Source organism: Hungatella sp. SL.1.14 (genome assembly GCF_024460495.1).
GTDB classification, from domain to species: Bacteria; Bacillota; Clostridia; order Lachnospirales; family Lachnospiraceae; genus Hungatella; species Hungatella hathewayi.
This window is the reverse complement of sequence record NZ_JANFYJ010000008.1, coordinates 145,742-172,648: the sequence shown is the minus strand read 5'-3', so window position 1 is coordinate 172,648 and position 26,907 is coordinate 145,742. Positions and strand designations below refer to the sequence as shown.

At 50.3% G+C, this 26,907-nt stretch carries 18 protein-coding genes; 2 read left to right on the top strand and 16 right to left on the bottom strand.

Annotated elements, in window-relative coordinates:
* Window positions 1-209: 209 nt before the first annotated feature.
* From NE473_RS11020 to NE473_RS10990, 7 genes are all read right to left on the bottom strand, one after another.
* Window positions 210-1,409, bottom strand: coding sequence for an acetate/propionate family kinase (locus NE473_RS11020; protein ID WP_138312039.1), 1,200 nt, complete (start codon window positions 1,407-1,409; stop codon window positions 210-212).
* A 194-nt stretch (window positions 1,410-1,603) separates the two neighbouring features.
* A complete protein-coding gene (locus tag NE473_RS11015; RefSeq protein WP_256265238.1) occupies window positions 1,604-2,701 on the bottom strand; it encodes a helix-turn-helix domain-containing protein in 1,098 nt (365 codons plus the stop codon).
* A 302-nt stretch (window positions 2,702-3,003) separates the two neighbouring features.
* Complete coding sequence (locus NE473_RS11010) at window positions 3,004-4,500, bottom strand: TRM11 family SAM-dependent methyltransferase (RefSeq protein ID WP_256265237.1); 1,497 nt, start codon at window positions 4,498-4,500, stop codon at window positions 3,004-3,006.
* Window positions 4,501-4,705: 205 nt separating this feature from the next.
* Entirely contained in the window at window positions 4,706-5,551 is an 846-nt protein-coding gene (locus NE473_RS11005; RefSeq protein WP_256154469.1) for a sugar phosphate isomerase/epimerase family protein, read from the bottom strand.
* Window positions 5,545-6,549, bottom strand: coding sequence for a Gfo/Idh/MocA family protein (locus NE473_RS11000; protein WP_256265236.1), 1,005 nt, complete (start codon window positions 6,547-6,549; stop codon window positions 5,545-5,547). Before NE473_RS11000 ends, NE473_RS11005 begins: the two co-directional genes overlap by 7 nt.
* 41 nt (window positions 6,550-6,590) lie before the next feature.
* Window positions 6,591-7,748, bottom strand: a complete 1,158-nt coding sequence (locus NE473_RS10995) for a Gfo/Idh/MocA family protein (RefSeq protein WP_256265235.1) — start codon at window positions 7,746-7,748, stop codon at window positions 6,591-6,593.
* 57 nt (window positions 7,749-7,805) lie between these two features.
* Complete coding sequence (locus NE473_RS10990) at window positions 7,806-8,564, bottom strand: sugar phosphate isomerase/epimerase family protein (protein ID WP_006774686.1); 759 nt, start codon at window positions 8,562-8,564, stop codon at window positions 7,806-7,808.
* Between the two features lie 184 nt (window positions 8,565-8,748).
* On the opposite strand from NE473_RS10990, the gene NE473_RS10985 reads away from it, so the two are divergent.
* Window positions 8,749-9,630, top strand: a complete 882-nt coding sequence (locus tag NE473_RS10985; RefSeq protein WP_256265234.1) for a helix-turn-helix domain-containing protein — start codon at window positions 8,749-8,751, stop codon at window positions 9,628-9,630.
* A 22-nt stretch (window positions 9,631-9,652) separates the two neighbouring features.
* Here the strand turns inward: NE473_RS10985 and NE473_RS10980 are convergent, their stop codons facing one another.
* Window positions 9,653-10,492: an SAM-dependent methyltransferase gene (locus NE473_RS10980; RefSeq protein ID WP_256265233.1), complete on the bottom strand. Its 840-nt coding sequence runs from the start codon at window positions 10,490-10,492 to the stop codon at window positions 9,653-9,655.
* A 184-nt stretch (window positions 10,493-10,676) separates the two neighbouring features.
* Between NE473_RS10980 and NE473_RS10975 the strand changes: the two genes are divergently transcribed.
* A complete protein-coding gene (locus NE473_RS10975) occupies window positions 10,677-10,997 on the top strand; it encodes a hypothetical protein (protein WP_256265232.1) in 321 nt (106 codons plus the stop codon).
* Between the two features lie 111 nt (window positions 10,998-11,108).
* Here the strand turns inward: NE473_RS10975 and NE473_RS10970 are convergent, their stop codons facing one another.
* The 8 genes from NE473_RS10970 to NE473_RS10935 all read right to left on the bottom strand — a co-directional run bounded on the left by NE473_RS10970 (window position 11,109) and on the right by NE473_RS10935 (window position 26,692).
* Window positions 11,109-17,042 carry an endo-alpha-N-acetylgalactosaminidase family protein gene (locus NE473_RS10970; protein WP_055649696.1) on the bottom strand — a complete coding sequence of 1,978 codons (5,934 nt, stop codon included), beginning with the start codon at window positions 17,040-17,042 and terminating at the stop codon, window positions 11,109-11,111.
* Window positions 17,035-17,700 carry a beta-phosphoglucomutase gene (pgmB, locus tag NE473_RS10965; protein ID WP_055649695.1) on the bottom strand — a complete coding sequence of 222 codons (666 nt, stop codon included), beginning with the start codon at window positions 17,698-17,700 and terminating at the stop codon, window positions 17,035-17,037. The genes NE473_RS10970 and pgmB overlap by 8 nt, the downstream gene beginning before the upstream one ends.
* The gene (locus NE473_RS10960) at window positions 17,675-20,047 is read right to left on the bottom strand and encodes a glycosyl hydrolase family 65 domain-containing protein (RefSeq protein ID WP_055649694.1); all 2,373 of its coding nucleotides are present in this window, start codon (window positions 20,045-20,047) and stop codon (window positions 17,675-17,677) included. The genes pgmB and NE473_RS10960 overlap by 26 nt, the downstream gene beginning before the upstream one ends.
* A gap of 7 nt (window positions 20,048-20,054) precedes the next feature.
* On the bottom strand, window positions 20,055-20,864 hold the full coding sequence (locus NE473_RS10955) for a carbohydrate ABC transporter permease (RefSeq protein WP_055649693.1): 810 nt from the start codon (window positions 20,862-20,864) through the stop codon (window positions 20,055-20,057).
* A 12-nt stretch (window positions 20,865-20,876) separates the two neighbouring features.
* The gene (locus NE473_RS10950; protein WP_242866093.1) at window positions 20,877-21,794 is read right to left on the bottom strand and encodes a carbohydrate ABC transporter permease; all 918 of its coding nucleotides are present in this window, start codon (window positions 21,792-21,794) and stop codon (window positions 20,877-20,879) included.
* An 86-nt stretch (window positions 21,795-21,880) separates the two neighbouring features.
* A complete protein-coding gene (locus NE473_RS10945; RefSeq protein ID WP_055649692.1) occupies window positions 21,881-23,188 on the bottom strand; it encodes an ABC transporter substrate-binding protein in 1,308 nt (435 codons plus the stop codon).
* Between the two features lie 152 nt (window positions 23,189-23,340).
* Complete coding sequence (locus NE473_RS10940; RefSeq protein ID WP_055649691.1) at window positions 23,341-24,894, bottom strand: response regulator; 1,554 nt, start codon at window positions 24,892-24,894, stop codon at window positions 23,341-23,343.
* Window positions 24,869-26,692, bottom strand: coding sequence for a cache domain-containing sensor histidine kinase (locus NE473_RS10935; RefSeq protein ID WP_172682241.1), 1,824 nt, complete (start codon window positions 26,690-26,692; stop codon window positions 24,869-24,871). The genes NE473_RS10940 and NE473_RS10935 overlap by 26 nt, the downstream gene beginning before the upstream one ends.
* Window positions 26,693-26,907: the final 215 nt, after the last annotated feature.

Sequence of the window (26,907 nt, the reverse complement as noted above, 5' to 3'; positions counted from 1 at the left end):
ATAACCTGCTCAATTAATTCTGATACAGAGAAATTATAATTATTAATGGCAGCCATATTATTATCCATATATTACCAAAGAATAAAGAGTCCGCCTCCTGCCCGGAGGGCTTTTTATGTAATAGGAGCACTTTCCTATTACATAAAAAAACAGCCTAGAGCATATCAATCTGCCCTAGAGCTGTTAACTGTTATTCTTCCTTTCTTCTATCAGCAATTCCGCGCCACCTCAGCCGCCTCCCTGGCAATCTCCAGTTCTTCGTTCGTCTTAATGACCAGCACATTGACCTTCGATGTCCACTCTGAAATCCGGAACGCCTCCGCCTGGTCTCTGTTGCTCACCTCATCTATGGTGATTCCCAGGTATTCCAAATAGCTGCATATCTCCATACGGATATCGGAATCATTTTCACCGACGCCCGCAGTGAATACAATATTATCCACTCCATTCATGGCGGCCGCGTAGCTGCCGATGTACTTTGCGACTTTATAGGAAAATATCTCGCGCGCAAGTGCCGCGTGGTCATTATATTTGACCTCCGCGTCCTTCAGTTCCCGGAAATCACTGGAAAAATTCTTGGAAATACCGAGAACTCCTGATTCCTGATTTAAAATTGCCATCACCTGGGGAAAATCCAGATGTTCCTTTTTGGCCAGAAATTCCAGGGCTCCCGGATCTACGTCCCCGCATCTGGTTCCCATGACGAGCCCCTCCAACGGAGTAAATCCCATGGAATTGTCCACGACCTGTCCATATTTTACCGCGCAGATACTGGCTCCATTTCCCAAATGACAGACAATCGTCTTCACCCGCTTCGGATCCTGTCTCATAAATTCAGCCGCTCTTCTGGAAACATATCTATGGCTGATTCCGTGGAATCCGTAACGGCGTATTTTGTACTTCTCGTAGTACCGGTAAGGAAGGCCGTAGAGAAAGGCCTTCGGCTCCATAGTCTGATTAAACGCCGTATCAAACACACCTACCATCAGAGTGTCCGGCATCAGTCTGCGGCACGCTTCCACCCCCACTAAATTTGCCGGATTATGAAGCGGAGCGAGATCGTTGCACTCCGTCATGGCCTCAATTACCTCGTCATTAATCACCACGGAACCGGTGAACTTCTCTCCGCCATGAACCAGACGGTGGCCAATGACGCTGATTTCCTGAAAATCCTTTAAGACACCCTTTTCCGCATCTGCCAGCATATCTAAAAGCGTATGGACCGCCTGTGTATGATTCTCCATCGGAACCGATTCCTTCAGGGAAATGCCCGTATGCGTCCTGTATGTGAATATTCCATCTATCCCGATCCGCTCACATACCCCCTTCGCAAGCACTTCCTCGGTCTCCGGATCTATAACCTGGAATTTCAGCGACGAACTGCCGCTGTTGATCACCAATATTGTCATGCGCCCTCTCCCTCTCCTTATATTTCTTCCCCGACAGACTGCACCAATCAAATCTGTATCGTTTTTTCTATTATACTTTACGGAATCACCAAAGGCAATGAAAACCGGCATCATCGAGACCACGGACTGTCTGCCGTTTCGATGATGCCGGTTCCCCTGATCCGTTATAGTTTCTTCATCTGATTATCCGGATCCTATTCATTTCCCTCTGTAAATACTACACTGACCATCCCCATACTGCATGAAACCTTATAAAAATTGGAATCCCCCGCGTTCATCGTCTGGCTTCCGCCGATTCCGCTCAGTCTGTTATCTCCGATTCTGACCTCCCCCATTCCCACGGAAGTTCTGTAACCATAGTGCTCCGGCTCTCTTAAGTATAACCGGACAGCGCCCATGCCGCAGTCCACGGCACATTTTCCGTACAGTCCGCCCCGGACCACAATCTCACCCATTCCACACGTAATCTTTGAACCATTGCTGAAAAAATTCTTCATGGTGACCTGGCCCGCCCCCACACTTAAAACACACGATTCCGTAATAATACCCGCTCCGGTCAGCGTTCCCGCACCGATATTAAGATTGACAGAATCAAAATGATACCCCTTCGGAATGGTAAGAATCATCTTTCTCTTTGAAAGTGTGTTCCTTCCGATCCGCAGTATATTTTTATCTGCAATGTCACGTACCGTCCAGGTTCCATCCGATACCTCACTGATGATTTCACCGTCCTGATACCCCTCCGTCTCCAGGCCGAAATCACTGCCGTATTGAATCACTGCGGCACAGGCTCCGGCACTAACGGTAAATTCACGGATAGCGCGGGTCCTATCCTCAGCAGCCGGAACCACCAGCAGGCTCTGGAATCTGTTCGGTTCCCGGATTGGAGAACCATCCGCCGTCCCCTTCGCTTCTGCATTCGATTCTGTAATAGGTTCCGTATTCGATTCTGCGTGTTCTCCTGCTTCCATTGTACCGGATGCCTCAAATCCGCCGGCACCCATGCCGCCCTGAACGCCCAGAAGTTCATCCGTGCTCACTCCCAGTACCTGTGACAGCGGAACCAGTGTCATAATATCCGGGCAGGAAAGCCCTGACTCCCATTTACTAACGGCCTGCGCAGAGATTCCCAGTTGTTCCGCAAGCTGCGCCTGTGTCATTTTTTTGCGTTTTCTTAAATAAGTAATTCTCTCCCCCATGGCACCAGGGATAAATATCTTTCTGTCTGCATTTTTCTCTATATCCGTGCCGGACTGATCCTCTGACATATATTTTTCTGAATCCTGTGGCATACTGTTCTCCTTCCGTCTCAGCGTCTCATTTCACCGCGGTTTTCTGCGCTGTACAACTTTAAGATATCCTCATTTCACCCCAAAAATCAAGCAACCAGCGGTTGAGCTGCGCATTTTTTCAGAATAACAACCAATGGTTGATTTTTAAAGCCAGTATATCATGATTTTCATGAACCGTCAGCAGAAATGGAAAAATTTTCAGTCAGACAGGATCGCCATTTACACCCATAAGAAACGGAGATTTGATGCTATAAGCAGCACCAAATCCCCGCCGATATCCATCTATACGCCGCCCCCGGCTTCTACTGTCTCCAATTCAGGACAAATACATAAGTTCCTTCTTTTAAAGAAATCTCAAATGTCTCACTCACTGTAAACCCGTTGGCCGGCGCCATCTTCTTCACATGACCCGCGTTATGGGAATACAGAATCATGATTCCATCATCCTTTAAAACCTTCTTCGCGGAAGAGAAAAACGCTTCGTACAGGTTCTCGATCTCCTCCTCCGTCTTTCTGCCAATTTTAAACGGCATATTCGTAATAATCTCATCAAACAGATACTCGTGTTTAAAGTCAAAGAAATCCCGATTGATATAGTGAATAATCTGGCCTGCCGCCGCGGTATTTTCCCGTGCTTTTTCAATGGCTTCCTCCAGAATATCCAGTCCGTACATCGTACCGGCCTTTACCGCCTTGTGGCGCTCGATCAGCATGGTTCCCACGCCGCAGAACGGGTCCAGCACCTGCGCCCCCTCTTTCATATAAGGCTGTGCCAGCTTAACGGTCAGAGCCGCATTTACCGCCTTGATACTGGTTGGGATTACTTCCTTCCGGTATGAAAAGCGTTCATCTTTCAAGGTAAACAGCTTAATCAGCACATTGCAGCTTCCCTCTTTGTTTTCGATAAGCCGTATCTCGAACTCGTAATTGGATGTGGTATTAATCAGCTTCCTGCCGGACAGCTTTTCGATTTTGGAGGAAAGGCGGCGCGTAAAGGCACTCTTCTTGCTGTGATCCATCTTACATTTTAATTCTACCCGGAAGTAGTACGGGGGATTTCCCTCGTGACTTCTGGCCAGGAACTTGAAGAGATCGGATTTTACAATCATTTCCGCCGCTTTTTCTGCATCCATGGGACAGGACGGGAGCCCCTTTACAGCGAACAAAAGCTCCTGATACGTCCTGATCTCCTCCAGCCAGTTTAAATTCTCCACTCTGGCCATCACACCTGCCCCGAACACCTTAGTCTTCGCATGAGGCTCCAGTTTCCGCAGCTCCTCCCTGGTAATCTCCTGGAAATTGCGGTTGGTTAAGAGCACAATATCGAAGGTCTCCTCCCACCCGCAGAACGGATGCAGCAGAACACCTTCTCTGCTGATGATCATGGACGATAATTCACGGATTTCCTCCGTAATATGCTTCTCGGTCTCCGGAGTCAGCTTGATCTTCGCCAGTTCGTCCAGCCGTTTTTTAAAAAATGCCAGATGCTCCCCATAGTCAAACTTCTTAACCGCGTTTAAATAGGAGCTCTTCACAAACAGCTGCTCCTCTGACCGGTATGCCTTCAAAACGGGTTCTAAATACTCCTGGTTACCTAAGTCTCCCATGAGCAGCGCCGCGTTCTTTCTAATCTTGGCGTCCTCACTCTCCAATAACAAAATCAGCTTCTCTTCTTCTCCTGAAATGCAGGAACATGCGGCTTCCCTGCCTCTGCCCTCTTTCATCTCCTGCCTTAATTTACTTAAATTCTGCCGGACATCCTGATTCTGCACAATCTCATTCCACGTCTCTTTTATCATAGTTCTCCTTTTGTAAGCTATTGCTTTCCTATGAGTATACTATAAATTCCCTGACAATTCTACAAAATAAAGGATTTTTCGAATTGATCATGTGGTTTTTCAAAACAGCTGCCAGATATACAGTCCGCCCGCCACTGCCGTTAAGCTTGTTTTTGGCATTTGCACCCTTTTAAGCGATCACAGCCAGTCATGGAAAACACCGGACTTATTCATCCAGAAGCTCTGCCAGCCTTCCATAAGCTTTCTTATAAGCCGCGATTCCGTCCTGCTCTCTTCGCTCTTTCGCTCCCTTTTCCAGTTTTTCCAGCCCGTCAAAGGATACAAGATGTGGTTCCAGGCTCAAATATCCCTGATAGCCTGCGCCGTCCAGCATGGTCAGAATCTCCTTCACACAACCGTCCCCGTCTCCCGGGAGCACAACCTCACCGCTCCCTTTCACCGCATCCTTAATGTGGATATAGGCGATATAAGGCTTCAGCATCTCATAGGCCTCCATCGTATCCTGGCCGCACTGGACAAAATTAGCAAAATCAAAGACACATTTAAAATGATCCCCGTAAAATGCCTTCATCAGCTCTAAGCATCTGCCGGCGGCATCGCCGTAGATCTCTTTTTCATTTTCATGGAGAAGAACCACATCCTGTTCTGCTGCGTAGTCCACCATACGTTTTATCCTGGAAAACACCTCTTCTCTGTACTTTTCCGGCGCCTCTCCTTCTGGCATGAAAAAGCTGAACATACGGATATTAGGCACCGACCAGAGCTTCGCCAGCTCCACAACATGGCGGAACACTTCGAAATGCGGCTCGAAATCATCGGTAATCATGATTTTTCCTATGGGAGATCCTACAGATGAGACGGACACTCCCGCGGCCGCCATCCGTTCCCCCAGTTCCGCGGCCGTCTCACAGGTCAAATCCGCTACGCCGGTTCCATCGGCGCTTCGAAGCTCCACGTATTTCTGTCCTAACTCCTTCAACACCGCCATCTGCACATCAAAATCCCTGTTGATCTCATCCGCAAATCCTGAAATTCTGCAATTCTTTAACATGTCTGCGCCCTCCCTGCAGTCTCATAAGCCGTAAGCATCAGCTCTACTGTATCTTCAATCTGTTTTAAGCCCACCGAAAATGGCCGGTCCTGTTCTATACTTTCGTAAAAGCTGCGGATACAGTCCATATGACCGGATCCCCAGTAACTTTTCCCCAAATGTTCACTTCCTGAATAATCGACCGTCTGAGTCTGACCATCCGCGGTCATGACAGTCACCCGCAGGTCCTCGATCCGGACCCTGGCCTTTTCGCACTCCATCTCTATCATCGGCGGTACATCAGCCACATAGCCGGTTGTCGCATAAAAGCAGGCGGTCTGTTCGCCATAGGAAATGTAGGCCTCCATGGTGTCCTCCACTTCAATGATTCCCTTCAGATGATGATTGGAGACATTGGCTTCCATGAAGACCGGCTTTTTCCCAATCAGATACTGGATCAGATCGAGTGTATGGACAGACTGGTTGATCAGAGCCCCGCCGCCTTCTTTTTCCTTCGTCCCTCTCCAGCCGCTTTCCGTATAGTACTTTTCACCTCTGCACCACGTCACCAGGCCTCTGGCGCCCAGAATCTTCCCGAATTCGCCGGCTGTAATCCGCTCTTTCACCGCCGCCACGCTGGGATTAAACCGATTCTGAAAGCAGACGCCCAATTTTGCACCGTCTTTAGCGGCCTTCTCCGCCTGTTTCAGCTTTTCCCACTGTTCCCGGCTGATAACCGGCGGCTTTTCCATAAAGGTATGAATGCCCATTCTTAACGAAGCCTCCGCCATGGGAGTATGCAGATAATGGGGTGTGCAGATATGGACGACATCAATCTCCTCTTTTTCCAGCATGGTCCCCCAGTCTGTGTAGGGAACCGCACCGTATTCCCGGGCCATGGCCTCTGCCCGCTCCGGTATCACATCCGCCACAGCGGTCAGTTCACAGCCGCCCAGCCCTGTGATTGATTTTGCGTGTACCGCGGCAATACTGCCGCAGCCGATGATCGCACTTTTCATTGACGCTCCTTTTTATCCCGCTTATTTTTTAAATTGTCTTTCTAATACGTCCCTTTCGTATTAAAGGTCACCTCTTCCACTTTCTCCTTCTTTCTGGAACCGGCCCTCTTCTTATTCAGCTCCTCCAGAAATAATTCCTCATCGAACGGAATCTCCACCGGGCGCTTCAGCCAGCTGGATAAATGCATGGCATTGGAAAGCGTTAACCCGTTGATTCCTTCCTCTCCGCCCGCAATCAGCGGCTCTCCTCTTAAAATGGCTCCTGCAAAGGCCCTTAAGACTCCCACATGCTGAAGATTTTCCCCGTCTGTCTCCACGTCGATCCATCTTCCCTCAGGCTTCTTAAAGCCCTCCACAGCGGTATAGCAGTACTCCCGCTCATTGACATCCAGCTCGTAAACCTTGATCTCTTCATTTTCGCAGACGATCTTCGCCTTTTCCAAATCCACCTCAAACCGGTTGGTTCCCGGCGCATCCCCCGTAGTCGTCACAAAGACACCGGTCGCTCCGTTCGGAAACTCCAGATACGCGGTTACATCGTCCTCCACCTCGATGTCGTGCCATTTGCCTTCGCGGCAGAACGCCTGAACCGTCTTTGGCATACCACAGATCCACTGGATCAGATCCAGGTTATGGGGACACTGGTTTAAAAGGACGCCTCCGCCCTCTCCCTCCCAGGTAGCGCGCCAGCCGCCCGAATTATAGTAGGCCTGCGTCCGGTACCAGTCAGTGATAATCCAGTTGACCCGTTTGACCGCCCCATACTGTCCTCCGGTCACAAGTTCATGCATCTTCCGGTAGATATGGTTCGTTCTCTGATTGAACATCATGCCGAATACCAGATCGTGTTTGTTTGCCTCCTCGTTCATCTCCCGAACCTGCTTCGTGTAGACTCCTGCCGGCTTCTCACACATGACGTGGAAGCCTCTCCATAAAGCCTGGATCACATACCTGGGATGATCGTAATGGGGAACCGCTACAAGCACGGCATCCAGATCACTGTCGTCCAGCAGCTCCTCCGCTGTCTCAAAAATCTTTACGGTTTCCGGTACCGTTTCCCTGGCCCACTGACGTCTTACTTCCCGCAGATCGGCAACCGCCGCCAGCTCGATCTCCGGCACTTTTCCACCTAAAATACTCTCCACATGGCCGCTTCCCATGTTTCCGATTCCGATAATTCCAAGTCTCACTTTACTCATGCTGATTTCCTTTCTGTCTCCTTTACTGCATTTTTATCATCCAGCCTCTGTTAATATCTACCGGTACCCCAGCTCTGTGAGATTTCTCCAGCTCTTTTCCAGACATACAAACGGATTCTCCTGGCACGTGTCCTGCTCCACCAGGGCATACTCGCAGTCCGTTTTTTCCAGAGCTTTTAAAATGGCAGAAAAATTCATATTTCCTTCCATTACAGGGGCCATAACCTCCTGGCCGTTCACAATCCCTCTGTCCTTTAAATGGACACATGGAATCCGGTCTGCCAGACGCTCGATCCACTGGCATACATCCCCGCCCGCAGTCTGCACCCAGTAAGTGTCCAGCGTAATTCCCAGTTCATCCGGCGCAAAGTCGTCCAATAAGTAATCCAGCAAATATCGGCCGTCAGTTTTCTCGAATTCAAACGCATGGTTGTGGTACATGAGACGCATTCCCGCATCCTTTATCATACGGGCCGGCTCCTTAAAATCGGCCGCAAACCGTTTAATCCAGTCGGGATTTCTGTATTTCTCCGGCATCGATCCGATTCCGATGTACTTACACCCCATTGTCTCATGATCGCGGATCAGCTGTTCCGTATCCGTTAATATTCTGTTTAAATCGCTGTGGGTCAGCACAATTTCAAGTCCCGTCTCGTCGGCTGTCTCCCGGGCAATCTGCGGAGTAACCGCGCCGCCGATTGCAGACAGTTGTACTGTTCTGTAACCGATTTCCGCTACCCGTCTCATTGTCTCCTGAAAATCCGGCACTGTCTGTGTAAACAGCCTGACTGTATAAAGCTGTGCTCCTGTCTTCATAAATTCTTACCTCCTGTATTTCTTTCCTGTTGTCTCTATCATAGCGCTCTTCATGCAAAAAATGGATTGGTAATGATGAAATAAAGTTTGCAAATATAGCCCTCCATGATATACAATAGAAACAGCTGACTGCTGCCTGCTGGTCATACCACTGCTTACGGTTCACATTACGGAGGAACTGCCCATGATTTATGAATCTGCCCCGGCCCCTGTGTCGGGAAAAGTAAATTTTACCACCAGCCATATAAAAAGCGATACCTTTGAAGTGCATTACCATTCCTGCTATGAAATCTATTACTTTGTGAAAGGCGACGCCGATTATGTGGTGGAGGGAAGAGAATACCATCTGACTCCTCACAGCCTGATTCTGCTTTCTCCCTACGTTTTTCACGGAGTGAGGGTAAATTCTACGACGGACTATGTCCGCTGTTCGGTTCATTTCTCGCCGGAATCCGTCATCGCGGAGCGGCGCGTCCTTCTGCTGTCGTCATTTCCGGGAAATAAGAAGAGCGGGCCCGGCGAGGTGTTTTACGAAAAGACAGAGGACTATGGGCTCTATGCCTATTTTGAGCACCTCATCTGGTCTCAAAAACAGCCCGATGCCTTAAGCAGTTCCTACTATGCCATGTTTTTAGAAGCGCTCCTGGCCGAAATTTCCCTGATGTGCCAGACTCTGCGCCCCTCTACACCTGACAGCAGCGCCTCCGGCACAATTACAGACATGATCCGTTATTTAAATGAACACTTAACAGAGCCGGTCACTCTCGACGACTTATCCAGCCGCTTTTTCATAAGCAAATACTATATGAACCGCGCATTCAAAAAGGCCACCGGCACCACTGTCATGGATTACTTAATCTACAAGCGCGTCGTCATGGCCAGGCAGCTGATGCTCAATGGTTTTACGGCCTCCGATGCGGCCAATAAGACAGGATTCGGAGACTACTCCACCTTTTACCGGGCATATAAAAAGGTTATGGGATGCCGTCCCGGAGCTGACCGGCCTGGAAAAACCTCTCCGTATACAGACAATAAAATGGAAAAAGCACAGGGAACCAAAGCTTAAATGGTTCTTCTGTGCTTTCTTTTTACAAGCGTTTTGCCGATACTGCGCAGATCGTATCCGATTCCCCTGTGAACGGCCTTCCACACACATCGTCAAAAAACGTAACCGTTTCAAAGCCGGCTTCCCGCAGTTCTCTCTCCAGTGACTCCGCGGTAAAAAGCTGATTCCAGTTATTATAACACTGACATGCATCGTCCGTAACGATCACGTACTGTTCGACGTAATTATTCGTTTCCGGATACTGATAATTGCGCTGAATACATACATGGGGTTCTCCCGACCAAAAGCCCTGATCCAGATACTCCACGGATTTCATTTCTTTCAATTTCGTACCATATTTCATGGAATCTCCATCCACAATGAATATTCCATTATTCTTTAAGGCTTTATATATTTTTTGCAGTAGTACCTTTCTGTTCTCCGGAGGAAGCACGCCAAAATCACAGTAAATAAGAACAGCCGCATCAAAAACGTCCTGGTAATCCATATCCAGATAGTTCCGGTTTTCATATTCGACAGGAAGCTTCTCCGCTTCCGCATGTTCCATGGCGTACTTGATGGAGCGCCTGGAAAAATCGAGGCCCGTAACGGAAAAGCCCAGCCTGCTGAATTTTTCTGCGTAGAGCCCGGGACCACACCCCAAATCCAGCAGTCTCATTCCGGGCCTGACATTACAATACTGTGCGATCCATTCCGCCGACTGTTCGATGAAGCCATGGCGCCTGGAAGCCGCATCCAGCTCCGGGTCGAGGTGAGCCTTCAGCATATGCTTCGAAATATGTTCATCATCCCAGAACGGGGCCGAGCTTGGCGCGTAGAGAGCCGGTTTTTCCTTTAAATAATTGATAAATTGACTGTACATAGAACCTCCGTATCATATTTTTACTTCGATGTATTTTACTAAGTATACTCTTTATTCTCTATGGGACGCAACCCTGTAAAATATTTTATTTTCCTGTCACACACGTACATCTCTGTTGTCTAACTTTACAGGAGGTGAATTTGAAACAGCATAAATAATCAAAATAAAGGAAGAGGGATTAAAATTGAAAGAACTTTTACTGACTCTGCTGATCGGCATTGCGGCCGGAGTAATTGACGTACTGCCCATGATCAAAATGAAACTCGACAAATATTCGGAGATATCCGCGTTTGTCCATTATCTTATCGCTCCATTTATCATATTTAACACGGAGCTCTTCGGTATGGCATGGTGGCTTAAGGGCGGCGTGATCAATCTGGTGCTTGCCATTCCGGTTGTCATACTTGCGGCAAAGGATGATAAAACTTCCGCGCCTCCGATGATTGTCATGTCCGTTGTTTTAGGGACTTTGATTGGTGTTGTGGGGCATTTTACGTTTTCGTGATCAATGCGCCTTAAGCCAGGGCGTTACAACAGGCAGGACCATACACATCATGCGTACATCCTGCCTGCCGTCTCTATCCTTACATCTTACAAACTACTGTCGAAACCCCTTTTATGGATTTACACACTTACCATTCTCATCAAACCGATAGTCTTTTCCCTGATAAGTGATCCCATCTTTTACCATACTTCCCGTCTGATCAAAGTAATACCAGCTGTCCTTATAATACAGCCACTGATTTGCCAGCATGCTGCCATCTTCCTTCAAATAGTACCAGCTGCCATTATCCAGGAACCAGGCTTCGCTCACCATGGCTCCCGAACTGCCCAGCAGATACCAGCTGCCATTTAAGAAAATCCAGCCAGTCTCCATATAGCCATTATCGTTGAAATAATACCATTGGCCGTTAATCTTTCCCCACTGGTTTCTGGCATATCCGCCCGAATATTTGGAAAACCACCAGCCGTACTGATCCTGTTTCCACTGGCCGTAGATTGTATTCTCTGATGCTCTGACTACTTTTCTGGAGGAGCCGCTTCCACTGCCGGAACCTCCCGTACTTCCGCCGTGGCTGCCGGAGCCGCCTCCGTCTCCGGTATCGCCTTCATCTCCGCTTCCGCCTTCATCTCCGCTTCCACCTTCATCTCCGCTTCCGCCTTCATCTCCGCTTCCACCTTCGTCTCCGCTTCCGTCTTCGTCTTCATCCGCCGCTTCATTCACAAACGCCAGATGTCCCATATCCGTCAGCACCACTGTCAGCATTTCATCCTCAAGTTCTGTCTCCAAAACCTTCGGGGAACCGTTTTTCCAGTACAGAACGTATATTTCCCGCCCCGCGTCCAGTCCCTGGGGCAGTGCCATGGTTATCATAACAGGGGCCAGCGGCGCCGCAGAGTTTTTAATTCGTTTTCCCTCCTCCGTTCTGATCTGTAATGCGGCTTCCGTTACAACCGCGTTCTTTTTATCCAGCTTCACAGTTTTTCCATTTACCGTTACGGTGTCCGGGATGGCTGCGGAAGACTTCTTCCACTGAAGCACCGCGTTGGAAGGACTTGCAGTCTTCGATGGAACGCTCAGCGCGGCTCCCACCACACTCATGGAAGTGTCCATCACGCCCTCCAGAGCTTCAGGCATCTCTGCTTCCGTATCCAGGACATGTTCAAAATACTCCTGATACCGTTCTTCCAGCTCCTCCTCTACCTCCAGGAATCCCTTAGAGACCAGTTCCGCATTGGAAGCGGTAGCCACCGCTGCAACTGCCTTTTTCACTTCTCTTCTGGCTGCCTCTTCATCCTCTGCGAGACCGCTGTCCGGAGAATTGATCTGTTCCAGCAGTTCACGGATGAAGGAGATGATCTTTCCCGTCTCCGAGAAATCCGGTTCTTTCTTAAGGCCTTCCATGGCCTCCTTAAGTCTCTCTGCGGCTCCCTCCACGTCTGCGTCAATCTTTTTCGACTCTAATACGTTTCTGGCCTCTTCCATGGCTTTCTCAAAGGCCTTTCGGCTCTCCTCCGTACAGCCCTCTGTTTTCAGGGAAGACGCCTCTTCCTCCAGTTTTACCAGTTCTTCCTTATCCATGGCGACAACCAGACGGAAGCTGTCAATCATGACCACATCCGATTCTCCTAAAGGAGCCTCAAACCGAAGCTCATCGCCCTCCTTCAGTTCCAGGGCAACCGGCCGTTCCGCACAGACGATACCGTCTCCCGTGTTTCCAAACATCATGTTTTCCACGACAATTTCACCGTTGACGCTGATGTTCAGGCAGCGTTCTTTAGAAAGCTGGTTGGCATAGCGCAGAATCAGTCCGTCCGCGTCGTGCTCCACCGTATAGGACCAGTAAGCTTCCTGCGTTTCGCCGGTACTCCAGTTTTTGGAATTAAGCCATATCAGCGTCTCGCCTGCCGCACTCTTCGTAGTTCCTGCCACGTATCCGTTGATACCTGCCTCCCCGTCTTCCGCCTGGAATTCAAGTTCTGCCGGCAAAGCTGACACCGTGACTCTGCACGTATCGCTGATATCGCTGTCCCTGGCTGTCACCCTGACCGTGGTCGTTCCGATTCCGGTTGGGATCACCACGCCGTCTTCCACGCGCGCTACCTTTTCATCCCTGCTGCTCCACACGAGATCACCTGCAGCTGCATGCTCCGGTTCCACCACTGCTTCCAGCACTTCCTTCGCCTGCCCGACAAACTGCAGCGTCTCCGGTTCGATGGTGATACCGCTTAATACCATGTCTGCATCAATTCTTGTAGATACGTAATCAATCATGGCGACTTCGGATTCTCCCGCCGGGGCTCTTAAGGACAGCCGGTCTCCCTTCTTCAGCGCAATCTGCAGTTCCACCTCCGCAAATGTAAAACGGTCGCCTGTCGGTTCAAATACAACGCCTTCCATGACCGGTTTTCCATTTACGTAAATATCCAGATAGCGGTTCGTCTGCTTCTCATTGGCATGGCAGATCGTGATATGAGTGGCATCACTCTTAATATTGAAAGTCAGTCCGGAATTCTGATTTCCCGAATCATTAATCCAGACAAAGCTTCCGCCTGAGGCACCCTCATCACTGATTGTCCCCGTATAACCGCTCCGTTCCGCTGCTTCCGCCTCGTAGCAGGGTGTAATTGACAGATAGTCGAGATACAGCCCGTCAACACCGTTTCCTTCCAGGAGAATGGTCCCCGCATTTGGAATCTCGGTCTCCGCTTCCAGAGTTTTATACTCATCGCACGGCTCAAAATCAATGGTCTGAATCTCCTGGCCATTGATGGTCAGTGTGAGGCTCTGGCTCCTCTCTCCCGGATTCTTATAGCAGACGGTCAGGCGGTTTCCGCCGTTCATATATTCTGCTTCCAGAGACGCCTCTTCTCCCTCAAACAGAACAGCCTTCTTTCCTGACGCCTTACTGTCTGACACGATTTTTGCCGTTCCGCTTAACTTACAGCTCTCTGCCTCCGCAAAGACCCGTTCCTCCTCTTTCCTGTCCGGGTCAAGAGGCGGATTTTCCGTGACAGAATCATTGAGATCCAGAGTCAGGTTGTCAAATGTCACATCTGCCTGATTTCCCGTAATCGCAAACTTATTTTCAAAGATCAGGATATAATCATCGGCAGCTCCTGTTCGGAATGAGATTTTCTCTTCCTTCACCTGTCCCTCATAACCTTTTAAATACCGGTTGACCAGCACTTCTCCCGTACTCTCCGAAAGAATCGTATACTTCCAGCCATTGGCCGGCCCGCAGCTGGACTTGTAAAGGAAAGAAAGATCGTATCCCGTGTCGGGCTTAAACCTTAAGGTTCCCGGCTGTGTCTTGATTTTGCTGGCATTCCGGCCTCCCATTAAGAGGCTCATGGAGCCCTCCAGGGTTACGGCTTCATTGACACCGTTATTTGAATACGCAAGTCTTGCCATCTCCCCATTTTCATGGACAAACGGTCCCATGGAATGACTGGTCTCGAAATTTTCAAAATACTCGTGGCCTTCCGCTCCATTAGGATCTTCCTCCTCATAGATACGGATATCATCAAAGTAAACTGCTCCGCTTCCGCTCAAACCGGCCAGAGAAACGTCGGCTTCCCCGCTGTCAGCCGTAAAATAGACACGGATCTGGCTCCAGTTGTCAAACGCATTTCCCATAACCGTCTTCGTATCGTAATCGGCAGAATACTGGCTCTTTTTGACGCCTCCGCAGTCGATTTCCAGCATTCCGGGCCGTTTTCCGCTCGTTTTCACCATAGCGGAAACCACGTAACCGCGGCCCTGCTCCAGACCGGTAATGTGCTGTGTTACTCTGCTTTCTCCAGCCACTGCCAGATAATAGTTGCCGCTGCCGTCATCCTTGCGGATCTCCGCCTGTGATGAGTTCTCCGGAAACCAATACCGGAAACTGTTGCTGTTAAAATTGCCATCCTTAACCGGCAGGCCGTCTCCCCATACCACTTCCTTCTCTGATACGGCTTCTCTGTAAAGGACGTAGCCGCAGCCCGCCTCATACTCAATAGCCACCCTGCCTTCTGTAACCGGAACCTCTTTCACCAATACTTTTCCATTGGTTTCGTCCATGCGGTACAGCCAGAGACTGCTTAATCCCTTCCAGCTGTCCGGCAGTTCCCACTGACGGCTTCCGCCCGTACTCCGGTATGTATAGATTTTTTCTTCCTGTTCCGGATCCCATGGCATAAAAATATCCTGTCTGCTGTCATTGAGCTCTGCAAACACGATTCCATTTCTGGATATCGTCCGCTTAGAACCGTCAAACTCAGATTTTACTCCGCCCTCAAATTCAGCGGTTCTGCCGACGCCGTCCGCTGCTTCCCGAATGGACAGAAGGGGGAAATTCTTTAAATACGTATCAGCCAGGGTGTGCTGCCAGAATTCTGCCACCATGCCGTCCACCGTTTTCTGAGATTCCGACCAGCCCAAAAATCCGTATGTCTTCTGATACCCGGGTCCCAGTACCTCCTGGGAGTAATCCGTCCCGGCCTCATAGATCGCCTGGTCATTGATGATAAAACGGCGAATATCGGAATTTCCGTGATTGCCTCCGCCGTTCTCTTCCCCGTAATAATACGTATGGCACCAGGTAACGTACTTGGGGCTTAAGGCCGCGGTAGTGGTGTCATTGAGCGTATATTCCACATAGCCCTTATACATCTCCGTGAAATACGTCCAGTCCATCTCTTTGAATTTCTGCAGCGTCTTATAGGTCGTCCACCTGTCTTCTTTTCTGTCCCATCTCGCCGCGGAAACATCCAGATACTGGAATTTCATATCAGGGAATTCATTTTTATGCGCCTCGTAGCGGCTGTCCAGCAGGCCGCTCTCCCAATATTCGATATCATCCACCGCAGTGCCGCCGCGGTCTACGAAGTCCCACACACCTCCGTTGTATTTCGGAGTCTCCTCATAGAACGGGGATTCCGGATACGCCTCCACGGAATTGGTGTGGCTTCCCACGGTAATATTATACTTTGCCGCCTCCTCGATAAGCCAGCGGAACTGATCATTTCCCCCCAGCATGGGGTTGGTATCCCCATAGGATGGCCACCCGTCACCATACTGGCGGTGAGAGCCTTTTACCAGCATAATCTGCGGAAATGAATCCGTGGCCAGTGCCTGGCGCTTCACATAGTCAAGCCCGTTCTCCCATGTCCACGGCAGTCGGCCCCAGTAATTTAACAGGATATTGACCGCTATGGTCTGCCGTCCCAGATTTTCTCCAATCATGGGATCCATGATCTTCCGGTAAGCGACGGCGCCGTCCTGCCAGTTTACCACACCGTCTCCGTTGCAGTCGTCTGTAATGGTGATTTTACACCAGGGCAGATTCGTGACAGAACCGTCCGGGCCGCGGTACATGAAATCAATGTTGGAAACCGATGTCTCCTTCACCCCATCCAGATCCCTGGTCTGCAGATAATTATACTGGCAGGTCATATCGGATTCCAGCGTTGCCGCCAGCTCCTCCGTGTTAAAAAACACGTGTCCTACCTTTTTCCTCGATGCATCCGCCGGTTTTTCCGACGCCTTATAAAAATGGTCTCCATTGACGAAATTGTCATTATAGACTACCTCTCCCCCCGCCTGATCGCCGCGGACCGAGAGCAGCCCCTGATCCGGGAATTCTAAATACCTGACTTTTTCCTGCGGATCGCTGATTTCCGTCGCTTCCATCGTAAGAACACTACCGTCCAGCGTAAATGCCATGGTTATGGTGACGCCGTCAAGCTCCGTCCCGGAAAAATCCAGTTCATATTCCATGGTCTTTCCGCTCTGATCCGGCCTTCCGGTGACAGCCGGTTCATAGTCGATTCCGTTGATCCTTACCTTCGTCAGTTCTCTCGGCTGTCCGTAGAATACCTTGTCTCCATCGTTCCATTTGTATTCAATCACCCGGGGAAATCCCATATCCATTTCCACATTCATTTTATCCCCGGTTAACGTTACCGTGTCCGCCGCCCGGCTGGCCATCCCCGGCGTTCCGCATGATAATACCATGGCTGCCGCCCCCAAAACCAGCCCTTTCCAATACGTTTTCCTATTCATCTCTTCCTCCTCTTACAATTCGTTCCAGTGTCAGTTCTGCGGTCGACGTAAGCTCCAGATCCGGCCGTACCGTCCGGACCTCCACTCCGATCCCCACCGCGAACATTCTCCCCGCCTTAATTGCTTCGATCCCTGCCTGGGCATCCTCGATTCCCACACACTGTTTTGGCAAAATCCCCAGATGTCCGGCGCATGTAAGAAATATCTCCGGATCAGGCTTTCCCCTCTTTATTTCCTTTGCCCTCGCCACATAGTCAAACCTGTTCCGTATTTCGAGACGCTCCAGCACCGTATCCGCATTCTCACTGGCAGATGCCACCGCCATCTTAATTCCCGCATTCTGAAGCTGATCTAAAAATGCAGCTATTCCCGGCAGGATATCCCGGCGGGTCAAATCTTTCAGAAGTCTTTGATACGCTTCATTCTTCCAGCCGGCCAGAAAGGCCATCCTCTCCGGAGTATACGCTCCTTCCCTTCCATTTTCCCGAAGGATGATTTCCAGAGAATGCATTCGGCTTACGCCTTTCAGCTGTTGGTTCATGGCCCGGTCAAAATACAGGTTTTCCCGCTGTGCCATCTGCTTCCACGCCTCATAGTGGCACGCAGCCGTATCAGTCAGGACCCCATCCAAATCAAAAATTACAGCCTGCGGCCACATGATTTTCTCCTCCTCGTTCCACCGTTATCATATCCTGATTCTCCTCAAGAACCGCTTGTTTTCCTTCTATCCACATGTTCAGTCTGGCACCGGCCGTACTCCGGCTTCCCGGCAGTTTCTTCCCGCCGCCGTCTGCTTCACCGCCCTCTTCTCCGCATTCTTCTCCAATCCGCTTCACCGTCACCCGGGTTCCGGTAATCTCAATGCGGGCCGTCACACCCCCGAAGGAACCGGCAATCTCCAAACCGCTCCACTGCACCGGCAGATGCGGGTCGATCATCAGAGCGCCATTCTCGAAGCGGACGCCCGCGAACCCGAAGTAAACCGCCTGCCATGTACCTCCAAAATTTGCAAAATGAAGCCCGCTGACCGTATTTAACTGCGTATCCTCGATGTCCAGACATGCCGAACGGCAAAAATACCGGTAAGCCTCGTCTGTCCTTCCAATCTGCGCCGCCAGAATACTGTGGGGCGCATAGCTTAAAGAACTGTCGTGTGCCGTTCTCGGCTCATAGAAATCATAGGCCGTCCGCTTCTGCTTATTCGTAAATCTGGATGGATACATGGCCATCATCAGCACCACATCCGCCTGCTTCGTCACCTGATAGAGCGGCAGCGCCTCATATGGAAGTGTCGAATCAATGATTCTCTTTCCGGTGGGCTTCGCCCGCTTCATATCCAACTCCCGTCGTTTGAAATACGCATCATCCTCTTCATAGAGATCCCGTTCTTTACAGTATGGAAGTTTCAGCCCTTCGGCGATTTTCTTCCACTGCTCCGCCTCTCCCGGCCTGATGGAAAATCGCTTTTCAGCCTCCTCCTCCCGTTCCCTTACCGCCCGGTAAGCAGCCATCAGATTTTCAGCAGCCGATAAATTGGTGTAAGCGTTGTTATTCACATAGACGTCGTACTCATTCGGTCCGCGGACCGCCCGGATCTCATAAACGCCTTCTTCCCCGTTCCAATCGCATCTGCTGGCGAAAAAACGGGCCGTCTCGATCAGAATCTCCATTCCATACCGCTCGTAGAATTCCCGGTCTCCCGTCACCCGGCCGTACTCCAGAACCGCGTGTGCAATATCTGAAACGATATGAACGGCATAAAACGCCCCCACGTTGTATGGAGTCTGCTCCACACCATCCTCACTGGCCTGCCAGGGATACATGGCCCCGTCAAACCAGTTGCGCCCTGCATGGCGCCTGGCCGCGTCAAGCGTATGATAGCGGAACTTAAGCAGCCCCGCCGCCGCTCCCGGATTGGTATAGATAAAAAACGGAAGCTTGAAGATCTCATTATCCCAGAAGACACAGCCCTCATACATCTCTCCGCTTAAGCCGCGCGCTCCGATGCTTAAACGGTCCGTATGTTCCGGACAGACAGCCATCAGCTGGAACAGATTATAGCGAAGAACCGCCTGGTCCTTTAAGGCATCGGGATTCTCCGCCTGGCCAACCCTTATGTCTGACAGAATCCATTTCTTCGCCCACGCCTCTCTGTGAGCCTCCTCCGCCTCATGATAACCGGGCAGTTCGGCCTGCGGGCAGCTCTCCTTCCCCGTCGTCACACGAATCATTTTTTCCAGACGGAAGCTCTCCCCCTTTTCCAGGCGGCATCGAAACAGGATTCCCGCCTCCGCCTCCCCGTTGGTAAGACTTCCCGTAAGCTCTCTCCCGGCCGCAAACGCCCTGGCCCTCTGACATATATGGATTTCCGTCTCTTTATAATCCAGCATGACATGCAGGCTCTGTTCCCCGGTCTTCCATCTTGTGATGTGATTTCTCCCCGGCTGGACCGGCAACGGCTCACAGCTTTCCAGATTTAAATTTGTCACCCGCCCGTCGATCGCAGCTTCCACCTCCAGCTCCAGCCCATCTTCCTCCGCCCGGATCTCGATTTCCTGGCCAATCACGTTTTTCCATCGTTCATCCATGACTGCGAAGCGCCGGAAGGCGAGGGCAGCTTTTGCACCTTCCTCCGTGTAAGGATACCTTCTCTCATAAATCCCCTGCTTCATATCGAGTTTCTGAAAGAAGCCCGCCTCCCCGCTTTCCTGCAGACCGTTTTCCCCCGGCCCCTCTGCCGGCCGGCCGTTTATCTTAATCCTGGCCCGCAGTACATTGGGCAGATTACACAGCTCCCGGCTGTCCCCTTCCCAGGCCGCATAGCTTCCTTTCCCAAAGACTCCCGCCGAATAGATTCCTCCCAGGGCAGAGATCCCCCTGCCATCCTCTTCAAAAAATCCACGGATACCAAAGTACCCGTTGCCAATGGTAAACAGCGCATCCCGGCTCTGCCGCTTTGCCTGATCCATTTCCTCATTCACAATCGACCATGCTTCGTATCTCATCGTTCACCTATCCCTTAATTCCGTCTGAAGCGATCCCCTGAATAAACTGCTTCTGCAGAACGAGAAACAGGATCAGCACGGGAAGTGAGATCACCACAACCCCCGCCATGGTCAGATTCAAACGGTTGAAAAATGTGTCCTTTAATGTATTGAGCCCTACGACCAGCGTATACTTCTCCTGACTGCTGACAAACGTGGACGGCACTAAGTACGCGTTCCAGGACTGTGTAAAGTTAAATATGGTGATCGTCGTGATCACCGGTTTGGAAAGCGGAAGCCCAATCGAAAAGAAGATTCTCCCGTGTCCCAGCCCGTCAATTCTGGCCGCCTCTATCAAGTCGTCGGGCAGTGTAACGAAAAACTGCCTTGCCATAAATACATAGAGCGAATTGAGCATAAAGGGAATAATCAGGCCGATCAGCCTGTCATGCCATCCCAGCTTTGCCACCATAATATAAAGCGGAGTAAGCAGCACCTGAAACGGAATCATCAGCGTTACCAGCACACAGTTAAACGCGATTCCTCTTCCCGGAAAACGCAGCTTCGCCAAAGCGTATCCCGCCAGGAGCGCCGTCGTAAGCTGGCTCAAAAGGGTCACACCTGCCACCACGAGAGTATTGATAAACCATGTAAAAATGGGGCGGTTGACGAAAAGCTCCACGTAATTATCCAGAGTGAACTCCGAAGGCGGCACCAGCGTATTGACCTTATCCAGAGGCAGCAGGGAATTATAGAGCGCATACATCAGGGGACAGATAAAAACCAGCGCCAGAAGAACCAGCAGAATGTAAAAGGCAGCTTTCTTTAAATATTTCACCAAATCTCCCCCCTATTCCATGGCATCGCCGCCGGTCAGCTTCTTCTGAACCAGCGATACCATTAAAATTAACAGAAACAGTACGACCGCGATGGCGCTTCCGTATCCAACCTTATAGTACTTAAAAGAATTGAGATAGAAGTACGTTAAAAGTGTATTGGTCGCTCCCGCCGGAGACCCCAGACCGCCGCTTGCGCTGGTCACCGCTGAGATCTGGTCGAAAATCTGGAACGCCTGAATGATACTGTATGTAACGACCAGATACGTCGTCGGCTTCAGCAGGGGAAAGGTAACGTAGCGGAACTGCTTCCAGCCATCCGCGCCGTCAATGGCCGCCGCCTCATACACCTGATTCGATATGGTCTGAAGGCCGGACAGGTAATAGATCATATAAAATCCCACCTGCTGCCAGATAAACATGGTTCCGATAAAAGGCATGGCGTATTTGACATCCGCATACCAGGTCGTATTTTTAAACCCCAGCCCGGCGAGCGCAGAGGTCACCGCTCCGTCCTTCACAAAAAGGTACATAAAGACGGTCGCCACTGCCACGGGAGCCAGCGTGTAGGGGACAAAATAAATCGTCCGAAACGCTCCTCTCGCCCGAAATTTCTGATTTAAGATCACGGCCAGAAGCAGCGAAAACACAGTCATAACCGGCACCGTGACAGCCACGAACAAAATCGTATTTTTCAAAGATAAAAAGAACTTGGGGTCCTGAAACATCTGCAGGTAGTTTTGAATGCCGATAAATGCCTTTTCGTCGGGTTTCGTATATGAATAATCAAAAAAGCTGATATACACGGACTGTACAAACGGAACTACAAACCAGAGAATCCAGCACACCGCCGCCGGCAGCATGAACAGCCAGCCGGTAATCATTTCATTCCGGGGGATTTTTTCCCTCCGTTTTTCTGTTTTCTTACTCACAATCGCGCCTCTTTTCCTAAAAAAGGGTATAAATATAGAGTACCGCACGGTTTCACCGCACACCATGCAGTACTCTCATCCTGTTTTTACTGATTTCCGTATTTTTCAGCCAGCGTATCTAAAATCTCCTGGGCCGTGGTCGGATCTCCCGCGTACACATGAGACTCTAACGCAGTAGAAAAATCGGTTTTGAATTCCTGATCCGCCGGATACCCGAAACCGGTTGCCTGGCCGATATACTCATCAATAACGGCAAGAGCCGGGTTCTTCTCACGGAAGGAGACAAGGGCGGATTCGATGGAGGGACGGTCTCCCGTAATCTCCGCTCTGGCGATCTGCGCTTCCTCTCTGGATAGGTAGTAAGCGGCTTTCGCAGCCAGCTCCGCGTTCTCGGCATCCTTCACCACGGCAATGCCGTAGGAGTGAAGCGTTACGCCGGAATTTCCATTGCCGCCGGGCATCGGAATGAAGGAATAGTTCACATCCGGAGCGGATTCCGCCATCATTCCCACATACCATGGACCGCCTGTGGACATGGCGCACTTCTCGCCGGCAAACACCTCGCCATCCCATGTCATTCCCGCATCCTTGGCGGTTACGGCCAGGCCTTCATCAAACATTTTAAAGATATATTCCAGGGCTGCCACATTCTCGGAAGAGTTGATGGCTTTTCCGTCCTTCCAGCCGCCGCCGAAGGAATTCATGTACTGTGTCGGATGGAAGATATTTCCGATATCGAGGCAGAGTCCGGTCACACCGTCCTTTGTCAGGACTTTGGCCGCGTCATACACCTCTTCCCATGTCTCAGGATATTCCTCAAGCCCCGCTGCCTTCCACAGATCGTCATTCACCGCAAATGTCGCAGCCGTAGAGGTAATCGGGATGGCATACTGCTTATCCTCGTAGCTCCATGCCTCCACCGCGTTCTGGGCATAGCTGCTCAAGTCAAATCCGTACTGATCCAGCGGAAGCAGCAGCCCGTCCACGATAAGCTTCAGATGCTGTTCATTGGTGGCGATAATCAGATCCGGCGCCGTGCCTGCCGCAATCTGTCCCGGCAGCTTCTGATAAAAATCATCGGCGCCCGGATACTGCTCCATCTTAATTTCCGCAACTCCGGGAACCGCCTCCTTAATTCCCTCCGCCGCAGCCTGTACCGCCTTGTCCTCTCCTGATGATCCCCAGAATCCGACTGTCAGCGTAATTCCTTTGCCGTCTTCACTGCCGGACTCTGCCTGGCTGCTTTCACCCGCCGATGTTGTATCCTCTGCCTTTGCTGCCTCTGTCTTTACCGCTTCCTCATTACCGGCTTTGGAACATCCGCTCATGGCTGACGCCGCAAGCATGACTGACAGTCCCACACCAACAGCCGTCTTAAAACCTCTTCTATTCATCTGAATCTTCCTCCTTGCATTTGATACGCTTATTTTACCTCACCGGAGCCTGATTCTCATTACTGGATCTTGTCGATTCTTAAGCTTGCTTTACCACTTTTTCTTCTGATGCTTCCGCCATTTTTAAGGCCTGCTCCGGATTTTTACATATCTTAAACTTTCTTTACCTCACGGTCGTTCCGAAACTGGTTGGGCGTCATGCCGCAGACCTTTTTGAACATATTATTGAAATGGACCGGGGAATGAAAGCCGCACATCTCCGCAATCTCGTAAAACTTCAAATTAGTCGTAAGAATCAGATTCTTCGCCTTCTCGATTCTTTTCCCGATAATATAGGAAGAGAAGGTCTGGTTCATCTCCTTCGAAAACACTCGGCTGAAATAACTGGGACTGACGCCCAGCTTCTCCGCCACCCCCTCCAGCATGATCTCCCTGGATAAGTTCTCCGTTACCAGATCGATGGCCTGATGAATCAGATGGCTGTGGGAGCCGGCGTTTTTTGCCGTCTCAATCTCCCCATCCAGCTCCTCCAGCTTGTTATACACCATTGCAATGGATTCACACTCTTCAAAATGGAACCGGGAGTCCAGTTTATATTCCCGCTCCCGAATGCTGACCGCGCTGCTTAACAGATAACCAAAACGCTCCCTGTCTATTAACAGCCGTTCCTTCCTGCAGGACACCACATACTCTTTCACAACAGAGAGTAAATCTCCCTCCCCTCCGGCAGCTTCCAGGCGGGCCTCCAGCTCACACGCCTCCGCCGTCTTCCACTGATCCTGAAACCAGAACTGGCTCTTATCCGGCTGAAAAAATGACTGGCTTAATATCAGCTGTGTCTCCTCAAACAGACGGTTAATCTCGCTGATATCCCCATGCCCCCGGTTCACCGCCACCGCCAGGTCCAGATCCAGGAAGTTCTCCATCTGAAAACAGATCCGGTTTACGATTCCCCGCACCTCATTCTCTGTCTTCATCTGGCTCGGTTCATGGGAAAATGTGAGAAGAACCACGTAAGAATCCCCGATCCAGAAGTTTTCATGCTCCGGATATCCTTTTAAGCTTTCCCCCACCAGATTATCCACACTGTTAAGCAGAATCCGGGAATCCTGATTCTGGTAGCGCATCTTCACCGCTTCAAATCGTTTGATCTCAAACAGAATCATGTAGATTCCATCACACTTGATCCGGATTCCGTAACGCTTATGTACCTGAAGAAACTGGCTTTTATCGATCCCGCCGATTTTCAAAAGATTATTCAGAAAATTCAGTTTGAAAAATGCCTGTTCCTTTGCATTTTCCAGCGCCTCCTCGAAATCGGCTCCCTCATGCTTCCGTTCCCTCGGTATTTTTTCCAGATATTCAAGCATCCGCTCTCCGGTCATCTCATTCTTAAGCACATAATCATCCGCCCCGATTCGCATGGCCTTCTGAATCAGCCGGAAATCCTCATGACAGGTCAGCATGGCGATATACCCGCGGTATCCCTCCTGCCTTGCCTCTGAAAGCGTATCCAGTCCGTTTTTTTCCGGCATGGTAATATCCAGAAAGACAATATCCGGATTCAGGCTCCTGATCTTTTCCAGCGCCTCGATCCCATTTTCAGCCTCTCCGGCCACCACATATCCGTACTTCTCCCAGTCCAGAGACGATCGGATCCCCATCCGGACAAAATGCTCATCATCTACAATCAGTATACTGGTCATTGTCTTTCCCCCTGTTTTCTTCCTGATACACTTCCCTCGGAATCTCAATCTTAACCAGCGTATACGTTCCATATTCGCTCTCGATGGAAATCCCGTATTCCTCTCCGAAAATCAGCTTGATCCTTCTGTCAATATTGTAAATCCCGATATGATTGACTCCGCTCTCCGCCTTCTTCTCCCCCTGAAGCACGGCCCTTATGCGTTCCGCCGTCATGCCCTTTCCGTTATCCCAAATCTCATAGATCACCCTGCCGCCGCTCTCATATATCTTCACACGGATGAGTCCCTGCCCCTCCATCTCGTCAAACCCATGAAACACGCTGTTTTCCACAATCGTCTGAAGCATATATTTCAGCGTGCAGTTATTGTAGAGCCCCTCGTCCACCTCATACTCAATATCGAATTTGTTGCAGTAACGCAGGGTCAGAATCTGGATATAGGACTCCATCTGCCGCAGTTCCAGGGAAATGGGAATCTTCTCTCTCCGCTCCCGTACGGCAAATGTCAGAATATTGGCCAGACAGTCCAGCGCTTTTTCTATGGAGCGGTTTCCCTGAAGGCAGGCCAGCCACTTGATGGTATTGAGGGTGTTGAGGGTAAAATGAGGAGAAATCTGTGCCTGGAGCGCCTGATACTCCATCTCCCGCTTTTCCGCCTGCTCCCGGTATATCTTGTCAATCAGCTCCTTTGTCGTCTTCACCATACTGTTAAAGGATCCGCAGATTTCCTCAAAGTCTCCGGCGCCCTCCACGGTGGACCGTACCTCCAGATTCCCGCCGCGCACTTCCTTCATCAGCCCGTTCAGCTCGGCAATGGGCTTCATAATGCCTTTCGTGAGAACATTGGCAGCGATAAATGCCAGCGCTATGCAAAAAAGTCCTGCCATGACAATCAGGAAAATGGTCCGGTAGGCATCCGCATAAATAATATGCTCCGGGACCATAGTGATCATGGTAACCCCATATTTGGACGACTGCGTGCGGATAGCCAGCCGCTTTTCACGATCCAGTGTGACGGTCCCCACCATGCTTTCCCCGCCGCGGGCGGAGAGTTCTCCGTCTTTATACTCCTGCTTCGCCAGCTTTTCCGCCGGAAGAGAGCTGTAAAGCAGCCGGTCATTTTCGTCAAGAACGATGAATTCGCTTTCCTTTGCAAAATTCTTCCGGTTCCAGATTTTCTCCAAATCCTTCACCGCTATGTCGATCCGCAGCACTCCCAGCCCCTGATCCGTGATGTGATTGATCAACAGCCGCCCCACAGAGATAATCGGCTCTTCCCCCAGGTAAAGGTCATCCTTCATCTGAGGCAGCAGCACCGGCTCTTTGCCATTGGTGTGAATAAGGGTCTGAAACCAGTCTCTCCCGCTGGCATCATCGTAGCGGGCCGTCTTGCAGAAACGCTGTTTGGAATAGACGACATCGGTATTAAAAGGGATCAGCGTAACGGAATACACATACTCGTTCCTGTAGAACATCTCCGCATACAGTTTTCCATCGATCGTATCCATATCGCGGTAGAGGTAAAACCGCCTCACCTTGTCCTCATAGTCCTTCTCGTAATCCTTATTGAGAATCTCATAGATTTCGCGGTCCATGAGAGGAAGCTGTGACATGGTGCCGAAGGAATCCAGAAGATTGTCGAAGGTAATCAGGGTCTGCTGATTGACTGACTGGATAGACTGGACTGCATTTTCCTTCAGAGACCCCGATATATACGCGGTAATGATTCCGGTGTTCAAGACCACCACCAGAGCTACCAGAAAAAATACGGTCAGCTTCACTCTTGTCTTCAGTTTCATACCTTCCCCCTGTCCGCGCAGCGGCCTTCTGTGGCAGAAAGCCCTTTCCCGCCTGTAATTATTATTAAGTATATCCGGCTTTCCGCGGCCGGACATTAAAATATCTTATTAATTCTTAAAGTATTTTTACCTCCTTCCATCTTACCACCTGCCCCCGGAAAACGCAAAGCTGTTCCTCAACTGATAAGAGTATTCTCCTGTTTCACCAAAAAAGA